Source organism: Listeria grayi DSM 20601 (assembly GCF_000148995.1).
Lineage (GTDB): Bacteria > Bacillota > Bacilli > Lactobacillales > Listeriaceae > Listeria > Listeria grayi.
The window spans coordinates 1294384-1319758 of sequence record NZ_GL538352.1 but is presented as its reverse complement, the minus strand read 5'-3'; the positions used below and the strand labels follow the sequence as shown (position 1 = coordinate 1319758).

General features: G+C 40.1%; 27 protein-coding genes. 25 read left to right on the top strand and 2 right to left on the bottom strand.

Annotation, left to right across the window (positions count from 1 at the left end; all coding sequences use genetic code 11):
• Positions 1 to 2 precede the first annotated feature (2 nt).
• The 11 genes from HMPREF0556_RS06625 to HMPREF0556_RS06575 all read left to right on the top strand — a co-directional run bounded on the left by HMPREF0556_RS06625 (position 3) and on the right by HMPREF0556_RS06575 (position 11525).
• Positions 3 to 521 (top strand): hypothetical protein, encoded by a 519-nt coding sequence (locus tag HMPREF0556_RS06625; protein ID WP_040486536.1) that lies wholly within the window; start codon positions 3 to 5, stop codon positions 519 to 521.
• 467 nt (positions 522 to 988) lie between these two features.
• Positions 989 to 1285, top strand: a complete 297-nt coding sequence (locus HMPREF0556_RS06620; protein ID WP_003756776.1) for a hypothetical protein — start codon at positions 989 to 991, stop codon at positions 1283 to 1285.
• Positions 1282 to 2634, top strand: coding sequence for a tripartite tricarboxylate transporter permease (locus HMPREF0556_RS06615; RefSeq protein ID WP_003756775.1), 1353 nt, complete (start codon positions 1282 to 1284; stop codon positions 2632 to 2634). The genes HMPREF0556_RS06620 and HMPREF0556_RS06615 overlap by 4 nt, the downstream gene beginning before the upstream one ends.
• A gap of 21 nt (positions 2635 to 2655) precedes the next feature.
• Positions 2656 to 3624 (top strand): mevalonate kinase, encoded by a 969-nt coding sequence (mvk, locus tag HMPREF0556_RS06610; protein WP_003756773.1) that lies wholly within the window; start codon positions 2656 to 2658, stop codon positions 3622 to 3624.
• Positions 3581 to 4552 (top strand): diphosphomevalonate decarboxylase, encoded by a 972-nt coding sequence (gene mvaD, locus HMPREF0556_RS06605; protein ID WP_003756772.1) that lies wholly within the window; start codon positions 3581 to 3583, stop codon positions 4550 to 4552. The genes mvk and mvaD overlap by 44 nt, the downstream gene beginning before the upstream one ends.
• The gene (locus tag HMPREF0556_RS06600; RefSeq protein ID WP_003756769.1) at positions 4542 to 5615 is read left to right on the top strand and encodes a phosphomevalonate kinase; all 1074 of its coding nucleotides are present in this window, start codon (positions 4542 to 4544) and stop codon (positions 5613 to 5615) included. The genes mvaD and HMPREF0556_RS06600 overlap by 11 nt, the downstream gene beginning before the upstream one ends.
• A gap of 267 nt (positions 5616 to 5882) precedes the next feature.
• Positions 5883 to 6980 carry a cytochrome aa3 quinol oxidase subunit II gene (gene qoxA, locus HMPREF0556_RS06595; protein ID WP_040486535.1) on the top strand — a complete coding sequence of 366 codons (1098 nt, stop codon included), beginning with the start codon at positions 5883 to 5885 and terminating at the stop codon, positions 6978 to 6980.
• Between the two features lie 18 nt (positions 6981 to 6998).
• A complete protein-coding gene (gene qoxB, locus HMPREF0556_RS06590; protein WP_003756764.1) occupies positions 6999 to 8975 on the top strand; it encodes a cytochrome aa3 quinol oxidase subunit I in 1977 nt (658 codons plus the stop codon).
• On the top strand, positions 8963 to 9571 hold the full coding sequence (gene qoxC, locus HMPREF0556_RS06585) for a cytochrome aa3 quinol oxidase subunit III (RefSeq protein WP_003756762.1): 609 nt from the start codon (positions 8963 to 8965) through the stop codon (positions 9569 to 9571). Before qoxB ends, qoxC begins: the two co-directional genes overlap by 13 nt.
• A gap of 1 nt (position 9572) precedes the next feature.
• Positions 9573 to 9902 (top strand): cytochrome aa3 quinol oxidase subunit IV, encoded by a 330-nt coding sequence (gene qoxD, locus HMPREF0556_RS06580; RefSeq protein WP_003756760.1) that lies wholly within the window; start codon positions 9573 to 9575, stop codon positions 9900 to 9902.
• A 183-nt stretch (positions 9903 to 10085) separates the two neighbouring features.
• Positions 10086 to 11525 (top strand): 6-phospho-beta-glucosidase, encoded by a 1440-nt coding sequence (locus HMPREF0556_RS06575; protein ID WP_003756758.1) that lies wholly within the window; start codon positions 10086 to 10088, stop codon positions 11523 to 11525.
• 226 nt (positions 11526 to 11751) lie between these two features.
• Here the strand turns inward: HMPREF0556_RS06575 and HMPREF0556_RS06570 are convergent, their stop codons facing one another.
• The gene (locus HMPREF0556_RS06570; RefSeq protein ID WP_003756756.1) at positions 11752 to 12321 is read right to left on the bottom strand and encodes an NAD(P)H-dependent oxidoreductase; all 570 of its coding nucleotides are present in this window, start codon (positions 12319 to 12321) and stop codon (positions 11752 to 11754) included.
• Between the two features lie 303 nt (positions 12322 to 12624).
• Between HMPREF0556_RS06570 and HMPREF0556_RS06565 the strand changes: the two genes are divergently transcribed.
• From HMPREF0556_RS06565 to HMPREF0556_RS06545, 5 genes are all read left to right on the top strand, one after another.
• Positions 12625 to 14529, top strand: coding sequence for a beta-glucoside-specific PTS transporter subunit IIABC (locus HMPREF0556_RS06565; RefSeq protein ID WP_003756754.1), 1905 nt, complete (start codon positions 12625 to 12627; stop codon positions 14527 to 14529).
• 124 nt (positions 14530 to 14653) lie between these two features.
• Positions 14654 to 15712 (top strand): bifunctional transcriptional activator/DNA repair enzyme AdaA, encoded by a 1059-nt coding sequence (locus HMPREF0556_RS06560; protein WP_003756752.1) that lies wholly within the window; start codon positions 14654 to 14656, stop codon positions 15710 to 15712.
• Between the two features lie 23 nt (positions 15713 to 15735).
• A complete protein-coding gene (locus HMPREF0556_RS06555; protein WP_003756750.1) occupies positions 15736 to 16599 on the top strand; it encodes an LD-carboxypeptidase in 864 nt (287 codons plus the stop codon).
• A gap of 218 nt (positions 16600 to 16817) precedes the next feature.
• Complete coding sequence (locus tag HMPREF0556_RS06550; RefSeq protein ID WP_003756748.1) at positions 16818 to 17153, top strand: DUF4064 domain-containing protein; 336 nt, start codon at positions 16818 to 16820, stop codon at positions 17151 to 17153.
• A gap of 117 nt (positions 17154 to 17270) precedes the next feature.
• Positions 17271 to 17933: a DedA family protein gene (locus HMPREF0556_RS06545; protein WP_003756746.1), complete on the top strand. Its 663-nt coding sequence runs from the start codon at positions 17271 to 17273 to the stop codon at positions 17931 to 17933.
• 18 nt (positions 17934 to 17951) lie between these two features.
• Here the strand turns inward: HMPREF0556_RS06545 and HMPREF0556_RS06540 are convergent, their stop codons facing one another.
• Positions 17952 to 19445, bottom strand: a complete 1494-nt coding sequence (locus tag HMPREF0556_RS06540; RefSeq protein WP_003756742.1) for a glycosyltransferase — start codon at positions 19443 to 19445, stop codon at positions 17952 to 17954.
• 183 nt (positions 19446 to 19628) lie between these two features.
• On the opposite strand from HMPREF0556_RS06540, the gene arcA reads away from it, so the two are divergent.
• The 9 genes from arcA (at position 19629) to HMPREF0556_RS06500 (ending at position 25304) form a co-directional block, all read left to right on the top strand.
• Entirely contained in the window at positions 19629 to 20852 is a 1224-nt protein-coding gene (gene arcA, locus HMPREF0556_RS06535) for an arginine deiminase (RefSeq protein ID WP_040486533.1), read from the top strand.
• 241 nt (positions 20853 to 21093) lie between these two features.
• On the top strand, positions 21094 to 21387 hold the full coding sequence (gene rpsF / locus HMPREF0556_RS06530) for a 30S ribosomal protein S6 (protein WP_003756739.1): 294 nt from the start codon (positions 21094 to 21096) through the stop codon (positions 21385 to 21387).
• Between the two features lie 56 nt (positions 21388 to 21443).
• A complete protein-coding gene (gene ssb, locus HMPREF0556_RS06525) occupies positions 21444 to 21935 on the top strand; it encodes a single-stranded DNA-binding protein (protein ID WP_036105238.1) in 492 nt (163 codons plus the stop codon).
• Positions 21936 to 21961: 26 nt separating this feature from the next.
• A complete protein-coding gene (rpsR, locus tag HMPREF0556_RS06520) occupies positions 21962 to 22201 on the top strand; it encodes a 30S ribosomal protein S18 (RefSeq protein WP_003756734.1) in 240 nt (79 codons plus the stop codon).
• A gap of 223 nt (positions 22202 to 22424) precedes the next feature.
• On the top strand, positions 22425 to 23039 hold the full coding sequence (locus tag HMPREF0556_RS06515; protein ID WP_003756732.1) for an accessory gene regulator ArgB-like protein: 615 nt from the start codon (positions 22425 to 22427) through the stop codon (positions 23037 to 23039).
• Positions 23023 to 23181, top strand: coding sequence for a cyclic lactone autoinducer peptide (locus tag HMPREF0556_RS06510; protein ID WP_003756731.1), 159 nt, complete (start codon positions 23023 to 23025; stop codon positions 23179 to 23181). Before HMPREF0556_RS06515 ends, HMPREF0556_RS06510 begins: the two co-directional genes overlap by 17 nt.
• A gap of 75 nt (positions 23182 to 23256) precedes the next feature.
• Positions 23257 to 23979: a hypothetical protein gene (locus tag HMPREF0556_RS13790; protein ID WP_003756729.1), complete on the top strand. Its 723-nt coding sequence runs from the start codon at positions 23257 to 23259 to the stop codon at positions 23977 to 23979.
• Entirely contained in the window at positions 23969 to 24553 is a 585-nt protein-coding gene (locus tag HMPREF0556_RS13785) for a sensor histidine kinase (RefSeq protein WP_003756727.1), read from the top strand. Before HMPREF0556_RS13790 ends, HMPREF0556_RS13785 begins: the two co-directional genes overlap by 11 nt.
• A 16-nt stretch (positions 24554 to 24569) precedes the next feature.
• A complete protein-coding gene (locus HMPREF0556_RS06500; RefSeq protein ID WP_036105229.1) occupies positions 24570 to 25304 on the top strand; it encodes a LytR/AlgR family response regulator transcription factor in 735 nt (244 codons plus the stop codon).
• The last annotated feature ends 71 nt before the right edge of the window (positions 25305 to 25375 follow it).

Here is a 25375-nt window from a genome sequence, read left to right as displayed (position 1 = left end):
GGTTGATACAATTAATTTTCATTATTGCTTTTGTGATCTTGGTGATCTTGATGCCCAAAAATAACAAAAGTGAAAAAGAAGCGGCAAAAATATTTATGGAGCGATACAACATACATACGAAAATAAAGGGAAATGTGATTAAACAGTTAGAATTGATCGAAATCGAGGCAAATACGCTCGTCTATCGTACTTACCGTAAACGTTTTTTTAAACAATCACTTTTTTCGTTTTTAGGCTTGTTGGTTTTGGGAGCTGTTGTAATCGGAGCAATGTTTGTTATGCAAGATTTCACGATAGGAATCATTGGTTTGATCGTATTTTTACTTGCACTGATCGTGTATCTGATTTTTATATCGATTAAAATGATCACGCTTCAAACATCTATTCGGACACGAGCATGGGTAGCAGTTGTTCAGCATTATGATCCTGCAATTCCGATTGCGATTTTTAACGAAAGTAAATGGCAAGTGGCATTTTTGAATTATTTGCAGAAAACTAATATGCCAGAAGAAATTATATAAGACATAAGAGAGCTTGGGACATAAATCAGATCTTTGTTTAGAATGAAAAATAATGGTAAAAAAGAATCGCTTAAAGGAGCCATTTCTAAAAATGGATTTTAAGCGATTCTTTCGTTTCATTTTAAACTGCTAGAAGTTTATGAAAAAGGAGGGCAATTCGATAATAATGACCGCATTATTTTACCAAAATATTTTGCTGAAAATGAGTGTTTTGAGGAATATGCTGTTGTGAAAGACCTTATTATTGAAGGGGAGAAGGATTCATTTTTTGAACGGTATTATCTCTGCAACCAGATAAAGACGACAAAAATAAATGGGTGATTACCAATCAAGCTGCATTTATTCAAGTAGTAGGCCAATTTTATAGGGGCGGTATGTAAGCCGTCTTACCTAATAGCAAACAAACCATGATTTCGGCGAAAAATCGAAATCATGGTTTGTTTTTTATATTGAAAAAAGCCGGATAAATGCTTATTATGGTGAATGTAAGTAAAAAACAGAAAGCTGAGGTACTTCTCATGGGTAAATCTCAAAAAGAGGACCAAAATATTGAAATTTGGGCTGATCTTGTTCGTATTAAAGACTTGATCATAGCAATTATTATATGTGTAACTTTAACCTTAGGAGCTTATTTTCTTGCGCCTGACAAACCACCAATGCCGCTTTTCTTCGGATTAGGTGGCGCATTTATCGGTTTTATCATCGCTTGCATCGTAATCAAGCCGAAACGTGAACTCCGGGAAGAGGAGGAAAAAGACGTATGACGATACAACTTGTCCTCGAAATGATTGCTGCGGCGGTTTTGGCAGCTGGTTTTTATACGATCATTGGAGTAGCCCCAGGAACGGATGAAACGGCTGTTTTAGCACCAGTAACACTTGCGCTTGTATTACTGGGCGTCCCTCCAGTTGTTGTGCTAGCTTTTTTTGTTTCAGCAGTTGTTACATTGAATTTGACGGATGCCGTTCCTGTAGCCGTAGCAGGGACTCCAGGAGGCGTTATGGCGTCACCAATGGTTCCCTATGGTCTAACACTCAAACAAGCCGGACAATCTGTCATCGGCATTAGAAAAATGGCTTCTGGTGCAGCGATCGGAACGTTGGTGGCTGTGCCGGTGAGTTTACTGCTTGCAGGAGCACTCGCACCGTTGTCTGAGGTAATAACCAAATATTCTGCTCCTGTATTTTTTGTGGGCGCCCTATTTTTAGCGTTATTGAGTAAAAATCGTCTTTTGTCGATCTTAGCTATTTTTCCATTCGCACTTCTGATTGAAGGTTTGCGATATTTATATTGGGGAATTCATGCACTACCGACAGATAAAACAGTGACGATCTCCTTTTTCTTAGGAATCACGATCGGGCCAATGGTGTTCAGTATTATTTCATTATTAAATAAAGAATATCGAGAAAGCCTGCCTAAACTGGGAAAAAAAGAAATCACCATTGTTAGATCAGAAAATCAAAAAGGTTTTCCTAATCCTTTCCGTGTGTTGGATCGTAAAGAATTGTGGGCAACGGTGAGCACTTCGCTGGCAGGTTGCTTTACCTTTTTTATGAGCCCTGTAGGAATGACGGTTCTGTTTGGTGAGGGAATCGTCAGCCGCGTAAAAGATCCAATCAAAAAAGCGAAAATAGCCCTAGCCAGCATGGAAGGGTTAGCCCATTCGACCTATTTAGCAGGGTTACTTATTCCCCTTATTGCGTTAGGTGTTCCCTTATCACCAGTCGCGATCGGTCCTGCAAATGCGCTATTTAACGCACCGCCTGTCTTTACTTTGGGGAGAAATATGCATCATGTTCTCGATATGCCCGGCTTTATATGGGCAACAGCAATCGGTTCGATTGTTGGTTTAGGACTGACATATTATGTTATAATGAAGTATTCTGGGCAGATATGCCGTTTTGTTTTTAAATATATTCCCCATGAAGCCATTCTTGGATTGTTCATTGCATTAGTCATGATGCTCAGTTATATGGATGGTGGCTGGATCAATGTATTCGGTGTATTGTTAGTAGCAATTGTTTCAGGTGCGCTCAGCCGCTTAGGTATAAATTTTGGCGTATTATTCATGACGCTTTATGCTGCACCGTGGATTGTAACTGTCTTATTTTAATCAAGGAAGGGATGGCTTCGAGTGTCTACAGGGATTTCGACTGCAAAAATGATTTTATTTGGAGAACATGCGGTAGTATATGGAGAACCAGCAATTTCAGTTCCCTTTACGCAAGCATTAATCAAAACGGAAGTGAGTCCTTCCACTGAAAATCAATTCGCTTCGACCTTTTTTACTGGTCCAATCGAAGAAATGCCGCCTTTTTTAGACGGAATCAAACGGCTGATCCTATCGATCCAAAAACTTTTAGAGCAGCCAGAACCATTGACGGTCAAAGTGCTGTCAGATGTTCCGGTCGGCCGAGGCTTGGGATCAAGTGCTGCAGTAGCCACCAGCGTAACTAGAGGACTTTATAATTATTATGAAAAAAAACTTACAGAAGAAATGCTGCTTAAACTCGTAAATCATGCAGAAGACGCTGCCCATGGCAATGCAAGTGGTGTGGATGCGATCACTGTAGTAACAGAAAAACCAGTCTGGTATGCAAAAGGTAAAAATATGGAGACTATCCATTTTGCAGGAGAATTGACTTTTGTAGTAGCAGATACAGGGATACCAAGTGAGACAAAAGCTGCAGTAGCAGATGTTGGTGTGCTTTGTAAAAAGGAACCCCTGGAATATATGCCGCTGATCAAAGAACTTGGTGGTATTTCCCGGGAAATGAAAGAACTTTTAGAGACAAATATAGATAAAATAAGGATCGGCGAAGCAATGAATCGTTCGCAAAGTATCCTGAAAAAACTAACAGTCAGTGATCCGAAGCTGGAAAATTTGATTCAAGTAGCCTTATCAGCAGGTGCTTATGGAGCAAAATTGACAGGTGGCGGTCGTGGTGGCTGTATGATCTCGATTGTAGAAAATAGGGAAATAGCAGAAAAAGTAGTAAAAGCTTTACAAGCAAATGGTTCTGCCAAAGAATGGATATTTACGATTGGAGAAGGTAAACATGAAGGCGATCGCCCGAGCACATACGAATGTGGCATTAATTAAATATTGGGGAAAACGAGATGAAACACTCATGTTACCTGCAAACAGCAGTTTATCGCTGACAGTTGATCAATTTTATACGACAACTGCTTTAGAATGGGACGAATCTTTGCAAAAGGACAGTTTCGTTCTAAACGGGAAAGAAGTCGAAGATGCTAAAGTGAGCCGCTTCCTATCCATTATGCGACAGCAATTTCAGTTAACAAGTTTTGCGCGGATCTCCTCTGAAAATCATGTGCCTACAGCAGCCGGTCTTGCTTCTTCTGCTTCTGCCTTTGCAGCCTTGGCCTTAGCCGGATCTGCTGCAGCTGGTCGTAATGATGATCGCAAATATCTTTCTAAATTAGCGAGGCTTGGTTCTGGATCTGCCTCGCGGTCCTTATATGGGGACTTGGTGATCTGGGAAAAAGGCAATCGCGATGATGGCGAAGATTCTTTTGGCGTCCCTTTTACAAGCGAACTAACGAAAGACCTAGCCATTGTGGTAGCTGTCGTTTCAGACGAAGTGAAAAAGGTGCCTAGTCGGCTAGGTATGCAATCTACTGTAGCAACCTCCCCTTTCTTTCCAACATGGGTGCAGGAAGCTGAGAAAGATCTGGTTGCAATGAAAGAGGCTTTCGCAGCCGCAGACTTTATCACGATCGGGGAAATAACCGAACATAATGCCATGAAGATGCATGCTACTACTCTGGGAGCTAATCCACCGTTCACTTATTTCCAACCTAAAAGTTTACAGGTGATGGATAAAGTGAGAGAATTACGGTTGCAAGGCATCGCCGCTTACTTTACAATGGATGCTGGACCTAACGTCAAAGTATTGTGTGAGCGGAAAAATGAAAAATTAGTTGCTAGCGAATTGACTAAAGTCGTAAAAGACGTATTTATTTGCCACGCAGGTGAGGAAGCGAGTGTGCGTATCGATGAAGCATGAGATAAAAGTAAAAGTGCCCGGTAAACTTTATGTAGCTGGAGAATATGCAGTGGTGGAGTCTGGAAATACGGCCGTTTTAACAGCGGTAGATAAGTATATTTCTCTGACATTGACCGACCATGAACGCAATGAATTATGGATTCCGCATTATAAAGAACCTGTTTCTTGGGAAATCGGCGATGAACTGAAGCCGGAGGGAGAACATTGGGTCTTTACAGCGGAAGCTATTAATATTGTGACCACATATTTAAGAAAAGAAGGTATTGCACTTAGTCCTGTTAAACTTGTGATCGAAACAGAGTTGATCGATGACTCAGGGGCGAAGTATGGACTTGGTTCCAGCGCTGCCGCTACCGTTGCAGTTGTAAATGCTTTGACAGCACGCTTTGCTCCGGAAACTTCTATCATCAAACGCTTTAAACTTGCTGCCTTATCTCATCTGGTCGTGCAAGGAAATGGTTCTTGCGGCGACATTGCTTCTTGTATGTATGGTGGTTGGATCGCCTACACGACTTTCGACCAAGAATGGGTCAAACATCGTTTGGCTTATAAAACATTAGACTACTTTTTAGAAACAGACTGGCCGCAATTAAAAATCGAGCCATTAGAATCTCCGGAAATGATTTTTTCCGTAGGCTGGACGGGGAATCCGGTCAGTACAGGGAAATTGGTTTCGCAGATTGCTGCATTCAAAGCGGAAAATCACGCAAGCTATCAAGAATTCATTGAAGGAACGAAAAAAGCGGTCAAAAAAATCTTAACCGCCTTCCGTGAGAAAAATAATGCTATATTGATTGAAGCAATCACAGAAAATCGTTTATGGCTGCAAAAATTAGGTCAGTCTGCTGGCGTGGAGATCGAGACAGCATTACTGCGCAAACTAGCGGATAGCGCGAAGGAATTAGGAGGCGTTGGCAAATCCTCTGGTTCAGGCGGGGGAGATTGCGGCATCGCTTTTTCGAAAACAAAAGAAGCTGCTTTGCAATTGAAAGAAGCATGGAAAGCGCTTGGGATTCAACCACTACCATTTAAAGAAGGAACTGCGCAAATTCAAATAAATTAAAGTATTTCACAAACTTTAGTTAAAAAAATGAAAAAGTTTGTGAAATAAAAAATATGTGTAGATTTTTTGTATAAATTAAGAAAACGAGCTATAATAAGAAAGTATGGACTTATAGAGATATGATTGGGTTATTATTGGGTATATAATTGTGAACGATGCGCAATCTTTGCAAAGGAAAATAATCACAATACACTTTTTATAATGTCTTCGCAAAAGTATTTAAGCGCAAAATACTGCAATCACATCAAAAGGAAAGAGGGGATTTTAGTGTCAAAGCTACTTAAATCATTACTACTAACGGGAATAGTTGCTACTATCGCATTTGTTAGTGGATGTGGTGATTTGACAGTACTTGATCCAAAGGGGCCAGTAGCAAAAGAACAATCTAACTTGATTTTATACTCTGTTATTTTTATGTTAGCTATTGTGCTTACGATTTTCGTGTTGTTCACGATCATTTTATTTAAGTATCGTGATCGAAAAGATGATTCTAATTACGAGCCAAATATGCATGGAAGCAAAAAATTGGAAGTCTTATGGACGTTGATTCCAGTCATTATCGTTATTGCATTATCTATACCGACCGTTAAGACGATCTATTCTGCCGAAGAAGCACCAAAAGTAAGTTCGCATAAAGAACCGCTTGTTATTTATGCAACAAGCGCGGATTGGAAATGGATTTTCAGTTATCCGGATCAATCGATTGAAACGGTAAACTACGTTAATATTCCAACCGACCGCCCGGTATTATTTAAATTGACTTCTGTCGATACGATGACAAGTTTTTGGATACCACAATTAGGTGGACAAAAATATGCAATGACAGGTATGACAATGAATCTGTACTTACAAGCAGATGAAGCGGGTACTTATAAAGGCAGAAATGCCAATTTTAATGGCGAAGGTTTTGCCGACCAAAAATTCCAAGTCGTTGCGCAAAGCGACAAGAAATTTGATGCATGGGTCAAAAAGGCACAATCAAGCGCTCCAAAAATCACGCAGGATAAATATGACCGTCTGATCTTGCCGGGACATTCCAAAGAGCAAACCTATACAGGTACACATTTGGCATTTGTTGATCCAGCTGCAGATCCGGAATATGTATTTTATGCGTACAAGCGTTTTGGTTATAAATTAAACAATCCGCACAATCCAAATGTGAAAGAACATATTGCAAAAGAACCATTACTTCCACCAAGAAAAGTTCAAATCACAAATCCTCAGTTTGAACGTCACAACATGAAGCCACAGCTTATCAAAAACGGCGAAGGCTATCATGTAGATCAACATCGTGAGAAAGAAATGAAAAAATTAGAAGATGATATGCAAACAAATGACTTCAATAAAAAAGAGGACGATAAATAAAAAGGGGGAACATTTGTCATGAAATTAAACGAATTTATCATTACTGGCGACCCTCTGATTTTAGGAGCACAGGTATCTATTGCCCTTGTTTCGATTGCAGTCGTCGTCTTGCTTACCTATACGAAAAAATGGAAATGGCTGATCACTGAGTGGATCTCTTCCGTTGACCATAAAAAAATCGGGATCATGTATTTGATCTCAGCAGTTCTTATGTTCTTCCGCGGTGGTGTTGATGCGCTGATGATGCGTACACAATTAGCACTTCCTGGAATGAAATTTTTAGATTCTCAGCACTATAACGAAGTATTTTCTACACATGGCGTTATCATGATCTTGTTCATGGCGATGCCTTTCATTATTGGTTTGATGAATATCGCCGTTCCGCTTCAAATCGGAGCGCGAGATGTTGCTTTCCCATTCTTGAATAACCTTAGTTTTTGGCTATTCTTCATGGGTGCGATGCTATTCAACTTATCTTTCGTTATCGGAGGAAGCCCTGCGGCAGGTTGGACAAACTATGCACCGCTGGCAGAGGAATTTGGACCTGGATACGGAATCAATTTCTATCTATGGGGGATCCAGATCGCTGGTATCGGTACATTGATGACAGGGATCAACTTCTTTGTAACAATCATCCGAATGCGAACCAAAGGCATGACATTAATGAAAATGCCAATGTTCACGTGGACTGTCCTAGTGACATGTTTGATTATTATTCTTGCGTTCCCGGTTCTTACCGTGGCGCTTGCATTGATGACATTTGACCACTTGTTCGGCACAGCGTTCTTTACACTCGGAAATGGTGGTTTGCCGATGATGTGGGCGAATCTATTCTGGGTTTGGGGACATCCGGAGGTATATATCGTTGTCTTACCGGCGTTCGGTATTTTCTCGGAAGTTATTTCCACATTCTCGAAGAAAAAATTATTTGGTTATCCAGCAATGGTAGCAGCAGTTGTACTGATTTCTGTACTAAGTTTCTTAGTTTGGGTCCATCATTTCTTCACGATGGGTTCAGGAGCGCTTGTTAATACATTCTTCTCCATCACCACGATGATGATCTCGATACCTACAGGGATCAAGATCTTTAACTGGCTGTTCACCATGTATAAAGGTAAAATCACATTCACGACACCAATGCTTTGGTCGTTAGCGTTCATTCCGAATTTCGTTGTCGGCGGAGTAACGGGTGTTATGCTTGCGATGGCCGCAGCTGACTATCAGTATCACAATACCTACTTCTTGGTTTCTCACTTCCACTATGTATTGATCGCCGGAACCGTATTCTCTTGTTTCGCCGGCTTTATCTATTGGTATCCGAAGATGTTTGGTTATAAATTAAATGAAAAAATCGGTAAATGGTTCTTCTGGGTCTTCGTTGTCGGATTTAACGTATGTTTCTTCCCGCAATATTTCTTAGGCCTTGATGGTATGCCTCGTCGTATTTATACATACGTGCAAGGTGACGGCTGGACAACACTTAACTTTATTTCTACAGTTGGTGCCTTTGTCATGGGGATCGGTTTCTTGATTCTTTGCTACAATATCATTTACAGTTTCAAACATTCTAAACGTGAAGTTTCCGGCGATGTCTGGGATGGCCGTACGTTAGAATGGGCTACAAGTTCAGCAGTTCCTCCGAAATATAATTTCGCCGTTCTTCCTGAATGGAATGAATTAGATGGTTTCTGGGAAATGAAACAAGCTGGCAAAAAATATGATAATAAAAATTACAAGTCTATCCATATGCCGAGCAACACGATGCTAGGCTTTATCATGTCGGTGTTCTTATTCATCGCCGGATTCGGATTCATTTTCTACTGGTACTGGATCGGATTCATTGGTATCGCTGGTACGCTGGCATGTATGATCTATCGTTCTTTCCAAGTCGATGACGGCTACCACGTAGAAGTCGAAGAAATCGTGGCAACAGAAGCGCACATCGAAAAAGAACAGCAAACTGGTGTTAAGGAGGGGAACCCATGGAATCTGTAAAGAAAAATGATGACCGTCCTTTAGAGTATCAATCGGAACAAGGAAGTCTTAATATCATTGGATTCTGGACATTCCTGACAGCGGAAATTGCTTTGTTCGCAACGCTTTTCGCTACCTATTTCGTTATGGAAAAAGCAGGTTCGAATGCGGGGCATCCGCCTTCGGAAATGTTTGAATTATGGCTTGTATTAGTAATGACATTCTTGCTATTAACAAGTAGTTTTACCTGTGGTCTTGCAATCGGAGAAATGCGCAAAGGTAACGTGAAAATGCTCGTGGTCTATATGATTATCACGTTGCTTCTAGGCGCTGGCTTTGTCGGTTTTGAAATCTACGAGTTCTCGCATTACGTCATGGAAGGTGTGACCATGCAAGTAGGTTCTTACTGGTCTTCTTTCTTTGTTCTACTAGGAACTCACGGACTCCACGTAACAATCGGTTTGTTCTGGATCACCTTTATTCTTATTCAACTTAAACGAGGTTTGACGCCTAAAAATGCATCGAAACTATTTATTACCAGCTTATATTGGCACTTCTTGGACGTAGTTTGGATCTTTATCTTCACAGGTGTTTACCTATATGGGATGGTGAACTAATATGGCGGAAAATAAAAATTCGACGCAGACACATAAAGCTCATGGCCCTTGGCAACATATCATTGGTTTTGCACTTTCCATCATTCTGACATTGCTCGCTGTTTGGGTAGCACTTTACTCGACACTTGATCATAGCGTGAAAGTGGTTATCATCTTCATTTTCGCATTTATCCAAGCGATGTTGCAGCTCTTCATGTTCATGCACATGACAGAAGGGAAAGACGGCAAAGTCAACACAAGTGGTATCCTGTTCGCTCTATTCATCGCGATCATCGTCGTGATCGGCTCTTACTGGGTCATGGAGATCGGACATATGAATCATTTAATGTAAATATTTCCAGTTTGCCCGACAAATGGTCAGATTCTAGGCTGTAATAGTGAAGAGGAGCGTTTTTTGGGCAAGCTAAAGTACTTATTCGTGATCCGAATAAGTACTTTTTTTATTTTATCCTTGCTCTGTAATGCATTACATAATTTATACTAACATCAGACAGATTGAAAGGAGCAAATAACTATGAATCAACAAAAAAGTCAATTTCCAGAAGGATTTCTCTGGGGAGGCGCGACAGCTGCGAATCAAAGTGAAGGCGCTTACTTAGACGGTGGAAAAGGTTTATCTCTAGTGGATATCATTCCAGCCGCAGAAGAAGACCGGTTTGAAGCGCTACTAAATCCAGCGCAAGCATTAGACACAAAGTATCGCTTTTACCCAAGCCACGAATCCATTGATTTCTATCATCACTTCAAAGAGGATATTCGTTTGTTTGCTGAAATGGGTTTCAAATGTTTCCGGATGTCGATCAGCTGGCCACGGATTTTTCCTAATGGAGATGAAAGTGAGCCTAATGAAGAAGGATTAGCATTCTATGACGAAGTATTTGATGAATGTCATAAGTACGGCATTGAGCCAGTCGTGACGATCAACCATTTTGATACACCGCTGGAGATCTTCAAAAAATACGGAGGCTGGAAAGATCGACGCTGTATCGATTTTTATTTAAACTTTTGTGAAGCGATCTTCACACGTTATAAAGATAAAGTGAAATACTGGATGACATTTAATGAGATCAATATGATCCTGCATATTCCGTTTCTTGGCGGGGCTCTGGATGTGACAAAAGAAGCAAATCCAGAAGAAGTCAAATATCAAGCGGCGCATCACCAATTAGTAGCATCTGCAAAGGCAACCAAGCTGGCGCATGAAATCAATCCTGACAATCAAGTAGGTTGTATGCTGGCGGCTGGGAACACCTATCCGTTCACCTGTAATCCCAATGATGTCTGGAAATCCATCAATGCCGACCGCGAAGGTTATTTCTTCATCGATGTACAGTCACGCGGCTATTATCCAAGTTATACGAATCGCTTCTTCAAAGAAAACAACATTGAGATCGTCATGGAAGAAGGCGACAAGGAAGTGTTAAAAGAAAACACCGTGGATTACATCGCTTTCAGCTACTACTCCAGCAGATTGACGAGTGCTGATCCTGAAAAAATGAAAGAAACGGAAGGCAATGTTTTCGCAACCCTGCGCAACCCATACCTAAAAGCAAGCGAATGGGGCTGGCAAATTGATCCACTAGGTCTGCGCATCACAATGAATCTTATCTACGATCGTTATCAAAAACCCTTGTTCATCGTTGAAAATGGGCTAGGAGCAGTGGATACGGTTACTGATGCAGGTATGATCGAGGACGATTATCGCATTGACTATATGCGCGAGCATGTCCGCGAAATGGGTGAAGCGATCGAAGACGGCGTAGAATTGATCGGCTATACACCATGGGGCTGCATTGACCTTGTGAGCGCTGGAACCGGCGAGATGAAGAAACGCTACGGTTTTATTTACGTCGATCGAGATAATAAAGGAAACGGGACCAACAAACGATTGAAGAAAAAATCATTTGACTGGTATAAGAAAACAATTGCTTCTAATGGAGCAGATATCGAATAATAGCAACGAAAAGCACTTCTTTTAAGAAGTGCTCAGCTTGTCGAAAAACGATCATCTTCGTCGTTAAAGCCTGCGTTCCGATGCTCACGTACACAAGTACGCTCCGCTTCGGTACTCGACTTTGCCTAGAATCTAATCATTTTTCGAAAAGCTGAAAACAGTAAAATAATGATTGAAATAGTGTTTTTCTTCAGTCTGAGCACTTCTTTTAAGAAGTGCTTTTTGATTACAATGTTTTACTGATTTGCTCGACTTTTTTCAAAAAAGCAGTTCGCTTTTTCAGAGAAGAGCCGCGGATGTAGGAGCAAGTCGTGTGTGTGACTGGTTTGATACCACACATATTTAATACTTGCTTTTTTAGGACCTTGCCATAGTCTTGCTGAACCAAATGCGCATAAAATGAGGGTGTATCATGTGTATTGATGATCCAAGCCCGTTTTCCAGGCAAAAGACCAACCGGACGGACCCCCTTATACGCATAAGCGAAATCCTTCACAAACACTTTGTCAATAAATCCTTTTAAGATAGCCGGCATTCCGCCCCACCAGATCGGGAAAATAAAAACGAGATGATCGGCCCATTCAACGAGCGTTCTCTCTGCTTTTGTCGTTTCATCAAGGTAAAGGTCCCGTCGTTTTTTATCCTTTCCAAAGTGAAGCAGAGGATCATAATTTTCCGCATATAGATCCAATACTTTAATGGTGTGCTGCTGGGACAGATTAGCTGTAACTTTTTGCAAAATCGCATAATTCAAACTTTCATGGTTCGGATGTGCATAGATAATCAAAAAATTCATTCGCTGACAAGACCTTCCTTCAAGTAGATTGAATTACTGCTTTCCTCTTAATTATGCAGCGGATAATCTGTTTTTAAAACAGACCTAAGATGTAGTTTCCACGGACCAAAATCAGAAGTTGAAAATTAATGTTGCAATCGCTTTCAGAATATGATATATTTCAACTATCAACAAAGGATTGTTACCTTTTTGGGCAAAACCTAAGCTGATTCACAGGAATCGTGTCATTAGATACGAGTTTCCTGGGATGAGCTTAGGTTTTTCTTTTTGCCCAAATATCAAAACAGAAAGAGGGTCAGTTAGATGAAATACGAAGAATTAGCAAAGCAAATTCTGGAAAATGTCGGTGGAAAGGAGAATATCAACAGTGTTTTTCATTGTATCACTCGACTAAGATTTAAGCTAAAAGATGAAAGCAAAGCCAACACCGACGTCATCGAAAAATTAGACGGCGTCATTACCGTTGTCAAAAGTGGCGGCCAGTATCAAGTAGTTATTGGTAATCACGTTCCAGATGTATACAGCGCTGTTTTAGCAGTCGGAGGTATTTCTGCTGATGGAGAAGGCGGTGGCAATGATGAAGCGAAGGGCAGCCTATTTAACCGATTTATCGATATGATCTCCGGTGTATTTACACCAGTTTTGGGTGTACTGGCAGCAACAGGTATGATCAAAGGCTTCGCCGCCTTATTTATCGCACTTGGTTGGATCACGGACCAATCTGGAACGTACCAAATCTTATATGCGATCGGTGACAGCTTATTCTACTTCTTCCCGATATTCTTAGGATTTACCGCAATGAAAAAATTCGGCGGGAATATTTTTATCGGAATGGCGATCGGTGCCGCGCTGGTTTATCCGACATTGGCAGGCGTATTAGCAGGGAAACCACTGTATACATTGTTCAGCGGCACATTGTTTGAGTCGCCGATCCATATTACTTTCTTAGGGATTCCAGTTATTTTAATGACGTATTCATCTTCCGTTATCCCAATAATCTTGGCCGCTTACTTTGGTTCCAAAGTAGAAAAGGGCTTTAAAAAAATCATTCCAGATGTAGTGAAAAACTTCCTTGTTCCATTTTGTACATTGCTAGTTGTTGTTCCGCTTACTTTCTTAGTGATTGGACCTGTTGCAACATGGGCAGGAAACTTGTTAAGTGCATTCACGTTATGGATCTATCATTTGAGCCCGATCGTTGCCGGTATTTTCTTAGGTGGTTTCTGGCAAGTATTTGTTATCTTCGGATTGCATTGGGGCTTCATTCCTGTCGTCATCAACAACCTTACAACTAAGGGATTTGACCCAGTATTAGCACTGACTTTCGCCGCTTCCTTTGCCCAAATCGGTGCAGTAGCAGCAGTTATGGCTAAAACAAAGAGCGCTAAATTGAAGTCGCTTGGGATCCCAGCTTTTGTTTCCGGTATTTTCGGTGTAACAGAACCCGCTATTTATGGGATCACCTTACCGCTTAAAAAACCATTTATCATCAGCTGTATCGGTGGTGCAGTCGGCGGTGCGATCATTGGACTTTTCAATGTAAACAGCTATATCATGGGAGGACTTGGGATCTTCGGTTTCCCGAACTTCATCCATCCTAAAAATGGCGTCGACGCAACAATGTGGGGAGTAGTCATTGCAGTAATCGTTGGTTTTATCGTTACCTTCATTCTCACTTATTTGATCGGATTCAAAGATCAAACAGATCCAATCGCTGAAAAACCCGTAGAAACGCAAGTTGAAACGTTGATTGAAAAGGAGACCCTTTATGCACCATTAGAAGGACAAACGATCTCTCTAGCAGAAGTTAGCGACGAAGCATTTGCATCCGGGGCGCTTGGCAAAGGAACTGCTTTTGTTCCAACAGTCGGTAAAGTTTATGCACCAGCTTCCGGGAAAATCGCCACACTGTTTCCAACTGGACATGCACTTGGAATGGAAACAAACGAAGGCGCCGAAGTTTTGATACACATCGGCATGGACACCGTTCAATTGAACGGTAAGTATTTCACGACACATGTTAAACAAGGCGATCAAGTAGAGCAAGGTCAATTGTTAGTGGAATTTGATGTGGAAAAAATAAAAGCAGAAGGCTATGACATCACTACTCCAATGGTCGTGACAAACTATACGAATTATTTAGACGTTATCATCCAAGAAAATGGAAAAGTCGCTGTCGGAGAACATGTTCTTACCTTAGTAATTTAAAAAGTTGATCCCGCCCTTCACTTGGAGAGCGGGATTTGTTTTGTCAAAAAAATGCCTGTCAACTTTGCTGGTTTGCTTGTATGGAATCTTTGTTATATTCTATGTAATAAGAGGAAAAGGAGTAATGACAATGATAAGTGATCCGGTAAAAATCGATCGTTATTATGAAAAGCTGATAGAACGCAATAGCGAATACGAAGGGACTTTTTTTGTCGGTGTGAAAACCACAGGCATTTTTTGCCGGCCTACCTGTCCCGCGCGTAAGCCTAAGAAAGAAAACTGCGAGTTTTTTGAAACGGCGCAAGAAGCAGCGTTAGCCTCTTATCGACCTTGTAAAAAATGTCAGCCACTATCCAAGCAAAACGGATTATCGGCAGAAGTCAAAGTTTTGATAGATGCCATTGAAGCAAACCCAGAAAAACGCTGGATGGACAGAGATTTCGATGCGCTATCGATCAGTGCTAATACAGCTAGAAGACAGTTCAAAAAACATTTTGGAATGACATTCATTGAATACGCCCGCTCTAGAAGGTTGGGCTTGGGTTTAAAATATATCCGAAAGGGGGAGAAAGTCATCGACGCTCAATATGAAAGTGGTTATGAATCAAGCAACGGATTCCGCGATGCGTTTACAAAAACGATGGGGACGATACCAACTAATTCAAAAGAGGTGACTTTGCTAAACTCAGCTTGGCTGGAAACCAAGCTCGGACCAATGCTAGCAATCTCAGATGAAGACTCCTTAGTGTTATTAGAATTTGTGGATCGAAGAGGTTTGGAGAATGAAATAAAACGGTTGAGAAGCCGTTTGAATGCAGCGATCATCCCGTCAAAAACACCAATCATTGAAGCAATCGAAAAGGAACTAGAACTTTATTTTGATGGTGAACTGCAGGATTTCAAAACACCGCTTCGTCTTATTGGTTCAGAATTCCAACAAACCGTTTGGAAAGCATTGCAGGAAATCCCGATTGGAACAAGTATTTCGTACAAAAAACTTGCGGAAAATATTGGTCGTCCAACTGCGAGCAGAGCTGTAGCGAGAGCAAATGGAACGAATCAGCTTGCAATCATTATTCCGTGTCACCGTGTGATCAATACAAATGGGGAATTAGGTGGTTATGCCGGAGGTCTCGATCGAAAAGAATGGCTATTAAATCATGAAAGAAAAAGTTTCACGTGAAACTTTGAAAGAGGTATGAAGCTATGCTGAAAGCAGGAGATAAAATTGGGCTAGTTGCTTGCTCGAATAGCAAGACGGAAAAAGACCGCGGGAAATTAGAAGCACTTACAACTTTTCTGAAAGCGAGTTACCAAATAGAAGTTGTATTAGCACCAACGATCTTTGTAAAGTCAGGAAATGTTCCAGCTATCGAACGAGCGAAAGCGCTGATGACATTTTATGAGGACCCGGAGATAAAAGCCATATTTGACATTTCCGGCGGTGATCTCGCCAATCAAACACTGCCGTTGCTTAACTATGAAAAAATTGCTCAACGCGCAATCCCTTTTATTGGTTATAGTGATTTGACAGTTATCTTAAATGCGATCACGAAAAAGGCACGAGTTAGCGGTGTGCTATTTCAAATTCTGCAGATCATGGAAGATCCAACAAAAGCAGCTTTGCACTCCTTTGAAACGTTATTTTTTGCCCAAGAAAGTATCATACTTCACGGATACTGGCGGTCGAGAGAACAATTAAAAGGAAAAGCAACATTGATCGGCGGAAATATCCGCTGTTTTCTAAAATTGGCAGGCACTCCATTTTTTCCTGAGGTCGAGGGCAAAGTCCTTTTGTTAGAATCTGCAAGCGGCGGGATAGAGCGGGTCAGTGCTTATTTCTCACAATTGGAACAAATGCAGGTTTTTGACCAGATAGCCGGTTTGATTGTTGGGGATTTTTCAGAGCTACGTGAACAAAATGAAACAGTTAAACTAGCAAGTCTTCTCGAAGAAATCGCCTCCGCTTACCACCTTCCTATTTTCCATACACCGGACATTGGTCATCAACCTGCTTCGACAGCTGTTCCGTTAGGCAAAGAAATTAGGCTGGATCTTATGGAAAATTAACAATAAATTAATAAAAACATCAGTAGAAATTCATAATTGATTGGTAAAATAAATTTGTAAGTTAGGACAACTATTAAGCGAATAGTGTTCCTTACCTTTTATACTCCCTTTTTAAAACCGATATTCGTATCGGTTTTTTTTTGAGAATAAAATAGTTATTAATAATCATTTTTATGTTAAAATAATAACATAGTAAAGCTGTCAAAGGAGGGAATAAAATGAAAGTAGAAGGATTATTAGGTTTTTTAGGGGCAGCGTTAGGTATTGGTTTCTCGCTGATGGTTCTCACGATTCCAGGTATTTCCCAAGCATTGGAAGAAGAATCATTCGTTTTTTATATGCTGAACATAGCAACTCTGCTATTATCTGCGGTTGGGCTTATTGGAGCCTTTGTTGTACCGCATCGCGCTAGACTAGGTGGCGCATTGATGGTTGCTTCGGCGATAGGTTGTACGATGTCGGTGTCGATTTTATTCTTGCTTCCGATCGTTTTATTAGCGGTAGGCGGCTTGATCGCATTGATCAGTCATGAAGAATCAACTGTAAACGAATAAATCGAAAAGCAAAGTTCTTTAAGCGGAACTTTGCTTTTTTACTGCTAAAGTATGAAGGTAATCTTGGGATGGATATGTTAAACTATAAACAAAACATGGAATGGAAGTGGATGCTTGGTGCAGATAATCGTAAATTTGATTGATTTTATTTTACATATTGATAAACATCTAGTCGAGATAATAAATATATTTGATATATGGACATATATCATTTTGTTTTTAATTATATTTGTAGAAACTGGTGTGGTTATTTTCCCGTTCCTACCCGGAGATTCGTTGTTGTTTGCCGCGGGAGCCTTGTCTGTATTGGATGGATCAGCGTTGCATATCGTGCCGGTAATCATTGTTTTGTGGCTCGCTGCAATCTTGGGAGACACGGTCAACTATGCTATTGGTAAACGAGTGGGAACGGCGATCCCTAAGAATAGCTGGATATCCAAGTGGATCAACCAAGAAAAAATGGATAAGGCAGAGCAATTTTTCAATAAATATGGCGGAAAAACAATTTTTATTGCGAGATTTATGCCTTTTATCCGTACGTTTGCACCATTTGTGGCAGGTGCCAGCAGAATGAACTATCGTTACTTTTTGACGTATAATGTTTTAGGCGCAACCGCGTGGGTGCTGATCTGTACGCTGGCAGGCTACTTTTTCGGGCAAGTGCCGATCATCAAAGATAACTTTTCGTTGGTAGCGATCGGGATTATTATCGTTTCGGTATTGCCAATCATTATTTCCTTTATTCGGAGTAAATTTATGAAAAAAAAGACGGACAAGTAATCAACTTGTCCGTTCTTTTTATGCTGTTGCAAACAAATCCTTCCATAACCGCAGTAATCTCTCAGGCGGAAATTGCTCGCTCAGTGCTTGCTGCGCTCTTTTACCCATTTTCCGCATTTCTTTTTTATGATCAAGTGCATACAATATCTTATTCGCCAATGCTTCTACATTTCCGCTCTCAATAAGAAAGCCTGTTTCACCGTCGCTGATAATATCAGACGGACCATAGTTGATATCAAAAGAGATAACTGGCACGCCGTAACTGATCGACTCGGCGATACTTAAGCCGAATGCCTCATATTCAGAGGTGGAGAGAGAAGCGATCTTATTCTTTAAGACTTCTTTGATATCGTTGGCATAGCCCATCATGAAGACATTGTTAGATAAATTTTTCTCAGAGATCAACGTGCGGAGTTCTGCTTCGTAGTCGCCTTTTCCATAAATGATCAAACGAGCCGCCGGATTTTTTTCACAGACGATCGCAAAAGCTTTGATGGCATTTTGGATCCCTTTCATCTTTACAATTCGCGAAAAAATAACGATATCATTCGTTTTGCGGTGAGAGATCCGTTTCTTATCAACGACTAGGAAATTGGGAATAACATAGACATTTTTAAGATGAAATTCATCTACAATATGCTGTTTCTGTTTTTCGGTCATTACAATAATCCCGTCCAAGGCATCCGCGTGTTTGAAGATATACAACAATGCGGCTTTGATTTTAGCGCCCGGACAGTAAGGCTGTCGAAAGTGGTTCGTATGGATGTAAGCATATTTTTTGATTTTCGTATGGTTCGTTTGAAGAATCTTGGGAAATACTTTCGGACCATCACATAGCAAAACATTACTTGATTTGTCCTCGATCAGCTGCTCAAGAAAATGAATACAGAGATCATCGAATGTCGAAAATTCTTTATGGACGCCGAGCAACATATGAGTGGTCGGTTTTTCTTCTTCATCAAATATCCGTTCTAAATAAGGTTCTTCCTCGCTGTTAAAGATCGTTTCGGACTTTTTTGAGCCATCTGTGCGAAAAGAACGGACACATTTGATTTTTCCTTGGCGATAAATGGCGCGTTCTTTTCGTTCTCCTTCTTGGAAAGTATCCATGTAATTTACGTTATTATCTGCATTATATTTGACTATATGCCAAATGTTGTTATCTGAAGGTGAGATATATTTAAATGTGCCTTCTTTTTTTTGTGTTTTTTTAAATGTTTCTAGGGCGGCTAATCTATTGGCGAGTTTGTAGGATGAATCAGTCGGATTTAAATATTTTAACGACTCATCATCAAAAAACGTGAATAAATTAAGCATTTGGGTCCGGGAATCCATCTTATTCGCAGCTTTAATATTTTTAATGATCGTTGCGTAGTTGGGATTGTAATCTAACGTCACGATGTCGGCGCGGATTCCTTCATTATAGAAATGCGTGCTCCGGTAATACATGGCGTTGGCGATGCCGGCTCTATTCTCTTTGATCGAACCAATAAGCATGTAGACTTGTGTCATAATAGTAACTCCTTTCTTATTCGTGTTCGCCCCTTCAGTTTTTCACACCCAAAGACGACTTGTCAATCGATATCCTAAAAGTGTCCTTTAGTGTTATATTGCTTTTATTTGGAGAGTTCAAACGTTTGTTTGTCTATAATTTATGAGAGAATAGGGTATAACTTGTTTATGGAGGGGGATTTTATGAACACTAATTTACAAGTAACTTCAGAAGTAGGGCGCTTAAAGCGAGTGATTTTAAAACGTCCAAGTAGAGAATTAGAAAATTTAACGCCAAAGTATTTACAAGGTTTATTATTTGATGACATCCCATTTTTAGACATTATGCAAAAGGAACACGATGCCTTTATAGATCTACTGCGCTCAAAAGAGGTCGAGGTATTATATCTGGAACAGCTGCTGGCTGATGCACTTCAAGAAAAAGCAGTCCGAGAAACATTTCTGGACACATTTTTGATTGAATCAGAACAAGTGGGACCAGAAGCTGCTGAATTGAAAGCTTATTTGAATGGACAAGATCCGCAAACGATGATTGAAAAAATAACTGCCGGTGTCCGAAGGGAAGAGGTGCCCGGCCGCAAAAAGCAATTATCCGATATGCTTACAGACCCATATCCATTTTTGCTAAATCCAATGCCGAACCTTTATTTTACTCGCGATTTTGCGGCAGTCGTCGGCAAAGGTATCACCATCAATAAAATGCATCAGCCGGCGAGACGTAGAGAGTCGGTTTTTATGGAATATATCATGCGTTACCATCCAGAATTTCAAAAAGAACAGATTCCGATCTGGCTGAATCGCAATAATTCGTTTTCAATCGAAGGTGGGGATGAATTAGTTTTATCGGAAAAAGTACTGGCGATCGGGATCTCCGAACGTACCGATGCACGTGCGATCGAGAACTTGGCTAGTCGTCTATTACGAGGCCATTCTGGATTTGAAAAGATTTTAGCGGTAGAAATACCAACAACGAGAGCATTTATGCATCTGGATACTGTTTTTACGATGGTAAGCGTCAACCAGTTTGTGATTCACCCAGGACTGATAAAAAACAAGCAATTACATATCTATGAAATCGAGCTGACAAAAGACGGAGAAGATTTGCAGATCGAACGTCATGACGATTTCAAAGCCGTATTGAAACGGGTTTTGGAACAGCCAGAAATCGATTTTATTTATTGCGGGAATGGGGAAGAGATCGATGCTGCCAGAGAGCAGTGGAATGACGGTGCTAATACACTTGCGATCGCTCCTGGCGAAGTGGTCACCTATGACCGCAATGTCCTCTCTAACAAGGCGCTGAGAGAACATGGCATTGTAGTCAATGAGATACCGAGTTCCGAACTGTCACGCGGCCGTGGGGGTCCAAGATGTATGACCCTTCCAATCCTGCGAGATCCAGTCTGAAAAACACGAAAGCAGCTTTAAAAAACGATTTTCGTACTTTTGATAGAAATGGCTAAAAAGGTGTGTTATAGTGTTTCTACAACGAAATGACGACCAAGATAGGCTTGCTGGAAGGCAGCTATTATGGTATAATCATTTATTGTGAGTAATTATAAATTATTCCTTGCTCGTTCTCGTCAAGAGGATATAAGTAGTATGCTTATATCAGAGCCGTTTAAGACCATAAGGAGGTGTAGAGTAGATGGCTAAAAAGTACGAAGTTATGTACATTATCCGACCAAACATTGAAGAAGATGAAAAGAAAGCGTTAGTAGAACGTTTTGATGGCATTTTGGGACATGATGGCGCGGAGATCATCGAATCAAAAGAATGGGGTAAACGTCGTTTAGCGTACGAAATCAATGATTTCAACGACGGTTTTTATCACATCGTGAAATTGAACGCTGAAAATGCAAATTCTATCAACGAATTTGACCGTTTAGCTAAAATTTCCGGCGACATCATTCGTCATATCGTAATCAAAGAAGAAGCGTAAGCAATTTTCAAGGAATAGAGTCCTTGATTTATAAAATGAGAGGAGGTTGGTTCTGCATGATGAATCGTGTAGTGCTTGTAGGACGTTTAACGAAAGACCCAGAATTACGCTATACTCCAAGTGGTGTAGCTGTTGCAACATTCACATTGGCGGTAAATCGAACATTTACTAATCAACAAGGGGAACGTGAAGCGGATTTTATTAATTGTGTGGTTTGGAGAAAACCAGCTGAAAACGTAGCTAATTACCTTAAAAAAGGCAGCTTAGCAGGTGTGGACGGCCGTGTTCAAACTCGTAATTATGAGGGTCAAGATGGAAAACGTGTTTATGTAACGGAAATCGTTGCAGAAAGCGTTCAATTCTTAGAACCAAGAAATAATTCGGGTCAACATCAAGACAATAATAATAATAGCTATAACCAGGCGCCTGCAAACAATGGTTTTAATCAGAATCAGCAGCAATCTCAAAGTTATCAAACGACTAATAATGATCCTTTTGCAAATGATGGTAAACCGATCGACATTTCAGATGACGATCTACCGTTCTAAAAGGTAAATGATAGGAGGAGAAAAGAATGGCTGGAGGACGCAGAGGCGGACGTCGTCGTAAAAAGGTATGTTACTTTACTGCTAATGGTATTACACATATCGATTACAAAGACGTTGAATTGCTTAAAAAATTCGTTTCCGAACGTGGTAAAATCTTACCTCGTCGTGTAACTGGTACAAGCGCAAAATACCAACGTAAACTTACTGTTGCTATTAAACGTTCTCGTCAAATGGCATTATTACCATTTGTCGCAGAAGAAAAATAATCAAACACCGACACCTTTGTTACTATTGTAGTAATAAAGGTGTTTTTTTATGAACTGCGAATGATGTTTTTAGGACTTTATACCCAATTTTCGGATTTTCTGTATACAGAAAATGCTCGTAATGTAATTTTTTACGCTGTTTAAGACAAAAATAGAGGCTTTTAGGATAAATATATTCCTTTTCTCAAAATACATTGTAAACTATAAAGTGGAGGTGAAATAATTGAGCAATTATTCTCCAAACGTTCCTTTATCAGCTAGACTGGCAGAGAAAATAATAACAAAAGAACGCTGGGCAGATGATGAAGAAGGATATTTGAAAGTTAAATACGGTTTAGAAATTATTCTAATTAACGCAATGAAATTCATTGCTGTTTATGGAGTAGCGTTATTGCTGGGGATAGTATGGCAAACGATTACAGTACATCTAGCTTACTTGATGATCAGAAGATATTCTTTTGGCCTTCATGCTACTAAAAGCTGGGTCTGTACGGTAGTGAGTGTCAGCATGTTCGATTTGATTCCTTATTTTGCAAAAGGGCTGCTTTTGAATAATTGGATAGTTTTAGGTGTATTTATTTTTGTTTTGCTCAATGTCTTTTTTTTCGCTCCAGCAGATACAGAGAGTCTTCCCTTGATCGGGAAAGACAATCGTAAAAAATTAAAAAGAAAAGCAATGGTGTGTACGCTGCTATTAACGGGAATAGCACTACTCGTTCCAATTGCTGAGATGAAAGTTCTAATCATGTTAGGGGCCTTGTATCAGGTCGTAAGTATCAATCCGCTAGTTTATAAAATTTTAAATAGGAGGTATCATAATTATGAAAGCTATGAATAAAGTCGGAAAAATGTTGGCGAAAAGCATCGAGAGACAATCTATCAAAGTAGCAGATTCATCTTCTTCAAAGGCATGTTCTATGTTTGCGTATGAACCGAAAAGTCCTATGGTTTTAAAAGCACAAAAGAAAGCGGAAAAATAAAGTATTTTTTTACGAACAAACGTGCTAAAATAGACTAAAATGAACTAGCTTACATAGATCATATGGAGGAAGATTATGTTAGGTATTTTAGTTGGAACGATCCAAATTTTGGCAATGTTTTTTGGAGTTCAAATTCTAGCAAATAGTAAATATAACAAATTAGAGGGAGCAGGCACCTTAGTTTTGGCTTTATGTGCGCTCCCTCTATTTGGGCTTATTAAGTACTGGGCGACATTTTTATTAGCGCTGATCCTTGCTATTTCGCTTTTTATCAAGAATAGACGAGTTATTTACTCAATATCGATTGCACTTTTAACAGTCATTTTATTGGTCGTGAGTGATTCTATAACAAATTTAGTATTGATCGAAATGAGCGGATTGGACTTTCAAAAAGCTTCTTCTAGTCTTTTTTCGCGTCTTATCTATTCGCTAGTTATGTTCTTGATCGTTATCGGGCTTGCCTTGTTGATAAGGAAGTTGCTAAATCATTTCCGCTTGGAGCGGTTTATTGAATATAGAAAATATGGCTACATCCTCTTTACTATCATAGTAATTACGGTTATAGCTTTTTACGTCAATATTTATGCCGGTTCGATGGCAGGTTTCAGTACGCGGGTTTTACAAAGCAATACATTATTATTTACTGGCTATGTATTGGTCTTAGCCGTTATCGTAACCATTATCTTGCGTGTTGCGACACGGGAAATCCAGATGCAGAATCAAAAACAACAGATGGAGCAATTGCAAGAATATGTAGAAACATTAGAAGTATTACACAAAGATATGCGTGTTTTTTAGACATGATTACATCAATATCTTATCTTCTTTAGTTGGTTATATCGATAATGATGACATGGCCGGATTGAAACGTTATTTTGAAAATAATATTGTTCCTTTAAATAAAGCGATCGAATCGAACAACTATAAAATCTCTCTGCTCCAAAACATTCATGTAGTCGAGCTGAAAGGATTAGTGGCGGTTAAATTGATTCGGGCGCAAGAATTGAAAGTAGATGCGATCATTGAAGTAGTAGAGCCGATCGAAAAGATCAATATGGATATGATCGATCTATGTAAGACGGTGGGTATTTTATTGGATAATGCTGTGGAAGCGGCGTTGTTATGTGAAAAGCCATTTATTCGTGTGGCAGTCGTGAAGCAGGAAGAATCGACGGTCATTGCTTTTGCTAATAGTTTACCGGCGGAGATCCCGCCAATCTATAAAATGTTTGAAGAAGGCTTTTCTACAAAAGGCACCAATCGAGGTTTAGGCTTGTCCACTTTACGGGAAGTGATACAGGGCTACTCGAATGTAACGCTAGATACGCGGATAACAGAAAGAGAATTTATTCAAGAATTAGAAATTATTTAAAGAAAAGAGGATGGATATGTTATCGGTTTTTATTTGCGAAGATAGTTCGATGCAGCGGAAGAGAGTGACAGGGTATATCAATCAGTATATCAAGTCGCAGCGGCTAGACATGCAAGTGAAACTTTCTACGGGAAACCCTTTTGAAGTGATTGATGAATTGAAGGCGGCAGAGACAAATGAGATGGGCCTTTATTTTCTAGATATTGATCTGCAGCAGCCGGAAATGAATGGATTTCAATTGGCACAAAAGATTCGCGAGCATGATCCACGTGGATTTATCATTTTTATTACCACGCATGCGGAACTTAGTTACATGACTTTCACTTATAAAGTGGAGGCGCTCGATTATATTATCAAAGACGACTTCAATGAAATGGAGAAACGGGTGTATGACTGCTTGGCGAAAGCGGAAGAACGTGTCAATGTGAAGCCAGAAGCGGGCGCGGTCTTCACGCTGCAGATCTCTGATAAGAAAGTGATTCGCGAGCGATTTGATGATATTTTGTTCTTTGAGACTTCTCCAACTGCGCATAAAGTCATTTTACATGGCAAAAACAGACAGATCGAGTTTTATGGGAAATTGAAGAATATTGAAAAAATGCTGGACGACACATTTTACCGATGTCACCGTTCTTTCATTGTAAATAAAAAGAATATTCATGAGATGGACAAGTCGAATGGGGTTCTCAAGATGATCAACGGCGAAAATTGTTATGTCTCGACAAAGCAGATAAAGAGTCTTTCCTTTTAAAGTGGCGCCCAGCCGCTTTTTATTTTGCATTTACTTGCAGAATCTGGGGATTATGTTAAAATCCGTATATC

What these genes read in the sequence shown, in the direction of transcription:
- HMPREF0556_RS06565 (WP_003756754.1), top strand. Translation starts at nt 12,625, where the DNA reads ATGAAATACGAAGAATTAGCAAAGCAAATTCTGGAAAATGTCGGTGGA.
- HMPREF0556_RS06550 (WP_003756748.1), top strand. Translation starts at nt 16,818, where the DNA reads ATGAAAGTAGAAGGATTATTAGGTTTTTTAGGGGCAGCGTTAGGTATT.
- HMPREF0556_RS06620 (WP_003756776.1), top strand. Translation starts at nt 989, where the DNA reads ATGCTTATTATGGTGAATGTAAGTAAAAAACAGAAAGCTGAGGTACTT.
- HMPREF0556_RS13790 (WP_003756729.1), top strand. Translation starts at nt 23,257, where the DNA reads ATGTTAGGTATTTTAGTTGGAACGATCCAAATTTTGGCAATGTTTTTT.
- HMPREF0556_RS06540 (WP_003756742.1), bottom strand. Translation starts at nt 19,445, where the DNA reads ATGACACAAGTCTACATGCTTATTGGTTCGATCAAAGAGAATAGAGCC.
- arcA (WP_040486533.1), top strand. Translation starts at nt 19,629, where the DNA reads ATGAACACTAATTTACAAGTAACTTCAGAAGTAGGGCGCTTAAAGCGA.
- qoxC (WP_003756762.1), top strand. Translation starts at nt 8,963, where the DNA reads ATGGAATCTGTAAAGAAAAATGATGACCGTCCTTTAGAGTATCAATCG.
- ssb (WP_036105238.1), top strand. Translation starts at nt 21,444, where the DNA reads ATGATGAATCGTGTAGTGCTTGTAGGACGTTTAACGAAAGACCCAGAA.
- qoxD (WP_003756760.1), top strand. Translation starts at nt 9,573, where the DNA reads ATGGCGGAAAATAAAAATTCGACGCAGACACATAAAGCTCATGGCCCT.
- HMPREF0556_RS06600 (WP_003756769.1), top strand. Translation starts at nt 4,542, where the DNA reads ATGAAGCATGAGATAAAAGTAAAAGTGCCCGGTAAACTTTATGTAGCT.
- HMPREF0556_RS06560 (WP_003756752.1), top strand. Translation starts at nt 14,654, where the DNA reads ATGACAATGATAAGTGATCCGGTAAAAATCGATCGTTATTATGAAAAG.
- HMPREF0556_RS06575 (WP_003756758.1), top strand. Translation starts at nt 10,086, where the DNA reads ATGAATCAACAAAAAAGTCAATTTCCAGAAGGATTTCTCTGGGGAGGC.
- qoxB (WP_003756764.1), top strand. Translation starts at nt 6,999, where the DNA reads ATGAAATTAAACGAATTTATCATTACTGGCGACCCTCTGATTTTAGGA.
- rpsF (WP_003756739.1), top strand. Translation starts at nt 21,094, where the DNA reads ATGGCTAAAAAGTACGAAGTTATGTACATTATCCGACCAAACATTGAA.
- mvaD (WP_003756772.1), top strand. Translation starts at nt 3,581, where the DNA reads ATGAAGGCGATCGCCCGAGCACATACGAATGTGGCATTAATTAAATAT.
- HMPREF0556_RS06570 (WP_003756756.1), bottom strand. Translation starts at nt 12,321, where the DNA reads ATGAATTTTTTGATTATCTATGCACATCCGAACCATGAAAGTTTGAAT.
- rpsR (WP_003756734.1), top strand. Translation starts at nt 21,962, where the DNA reads ATGGCTGGAGGACGCAGAGGCGGACGTCGTCGTAAAAAGGTATGTTAC.
- HMPREF0556_RS06615 (WP_003756775.1), top strand. Translation starts at nt 1,282, where the DNA reads ATGACGATACAACTTGTCCTCGAAATGATTGCTGCGGCGGTTTTGGCA.
- HMPREF0556_RS06555 (WP_003756750.1), top strand. Translation starts at nt 15,736, where the DNA reads ATGCTGAAAGCAGGAGATAAAATTGGGCTAGTTGCTTGCTCGAATAGC.
- HMPREF0556_RS06500 (WP_036105229.1), top strand. Translation starts at nt 24,570, where the DNA reads ATGTTATCGGTTTTTATTTGCGAAGATAGTTCGATGCAGCGGAAGAGA.
- HMPREF0556_RS06510 (WP_003756731.1), top strand. Translation starts at nt 23,023, where the DNA reads ATGAAAGCTATGAATAAAGTCGGAAAAATGTTGGCGAAAAGCATCGAG.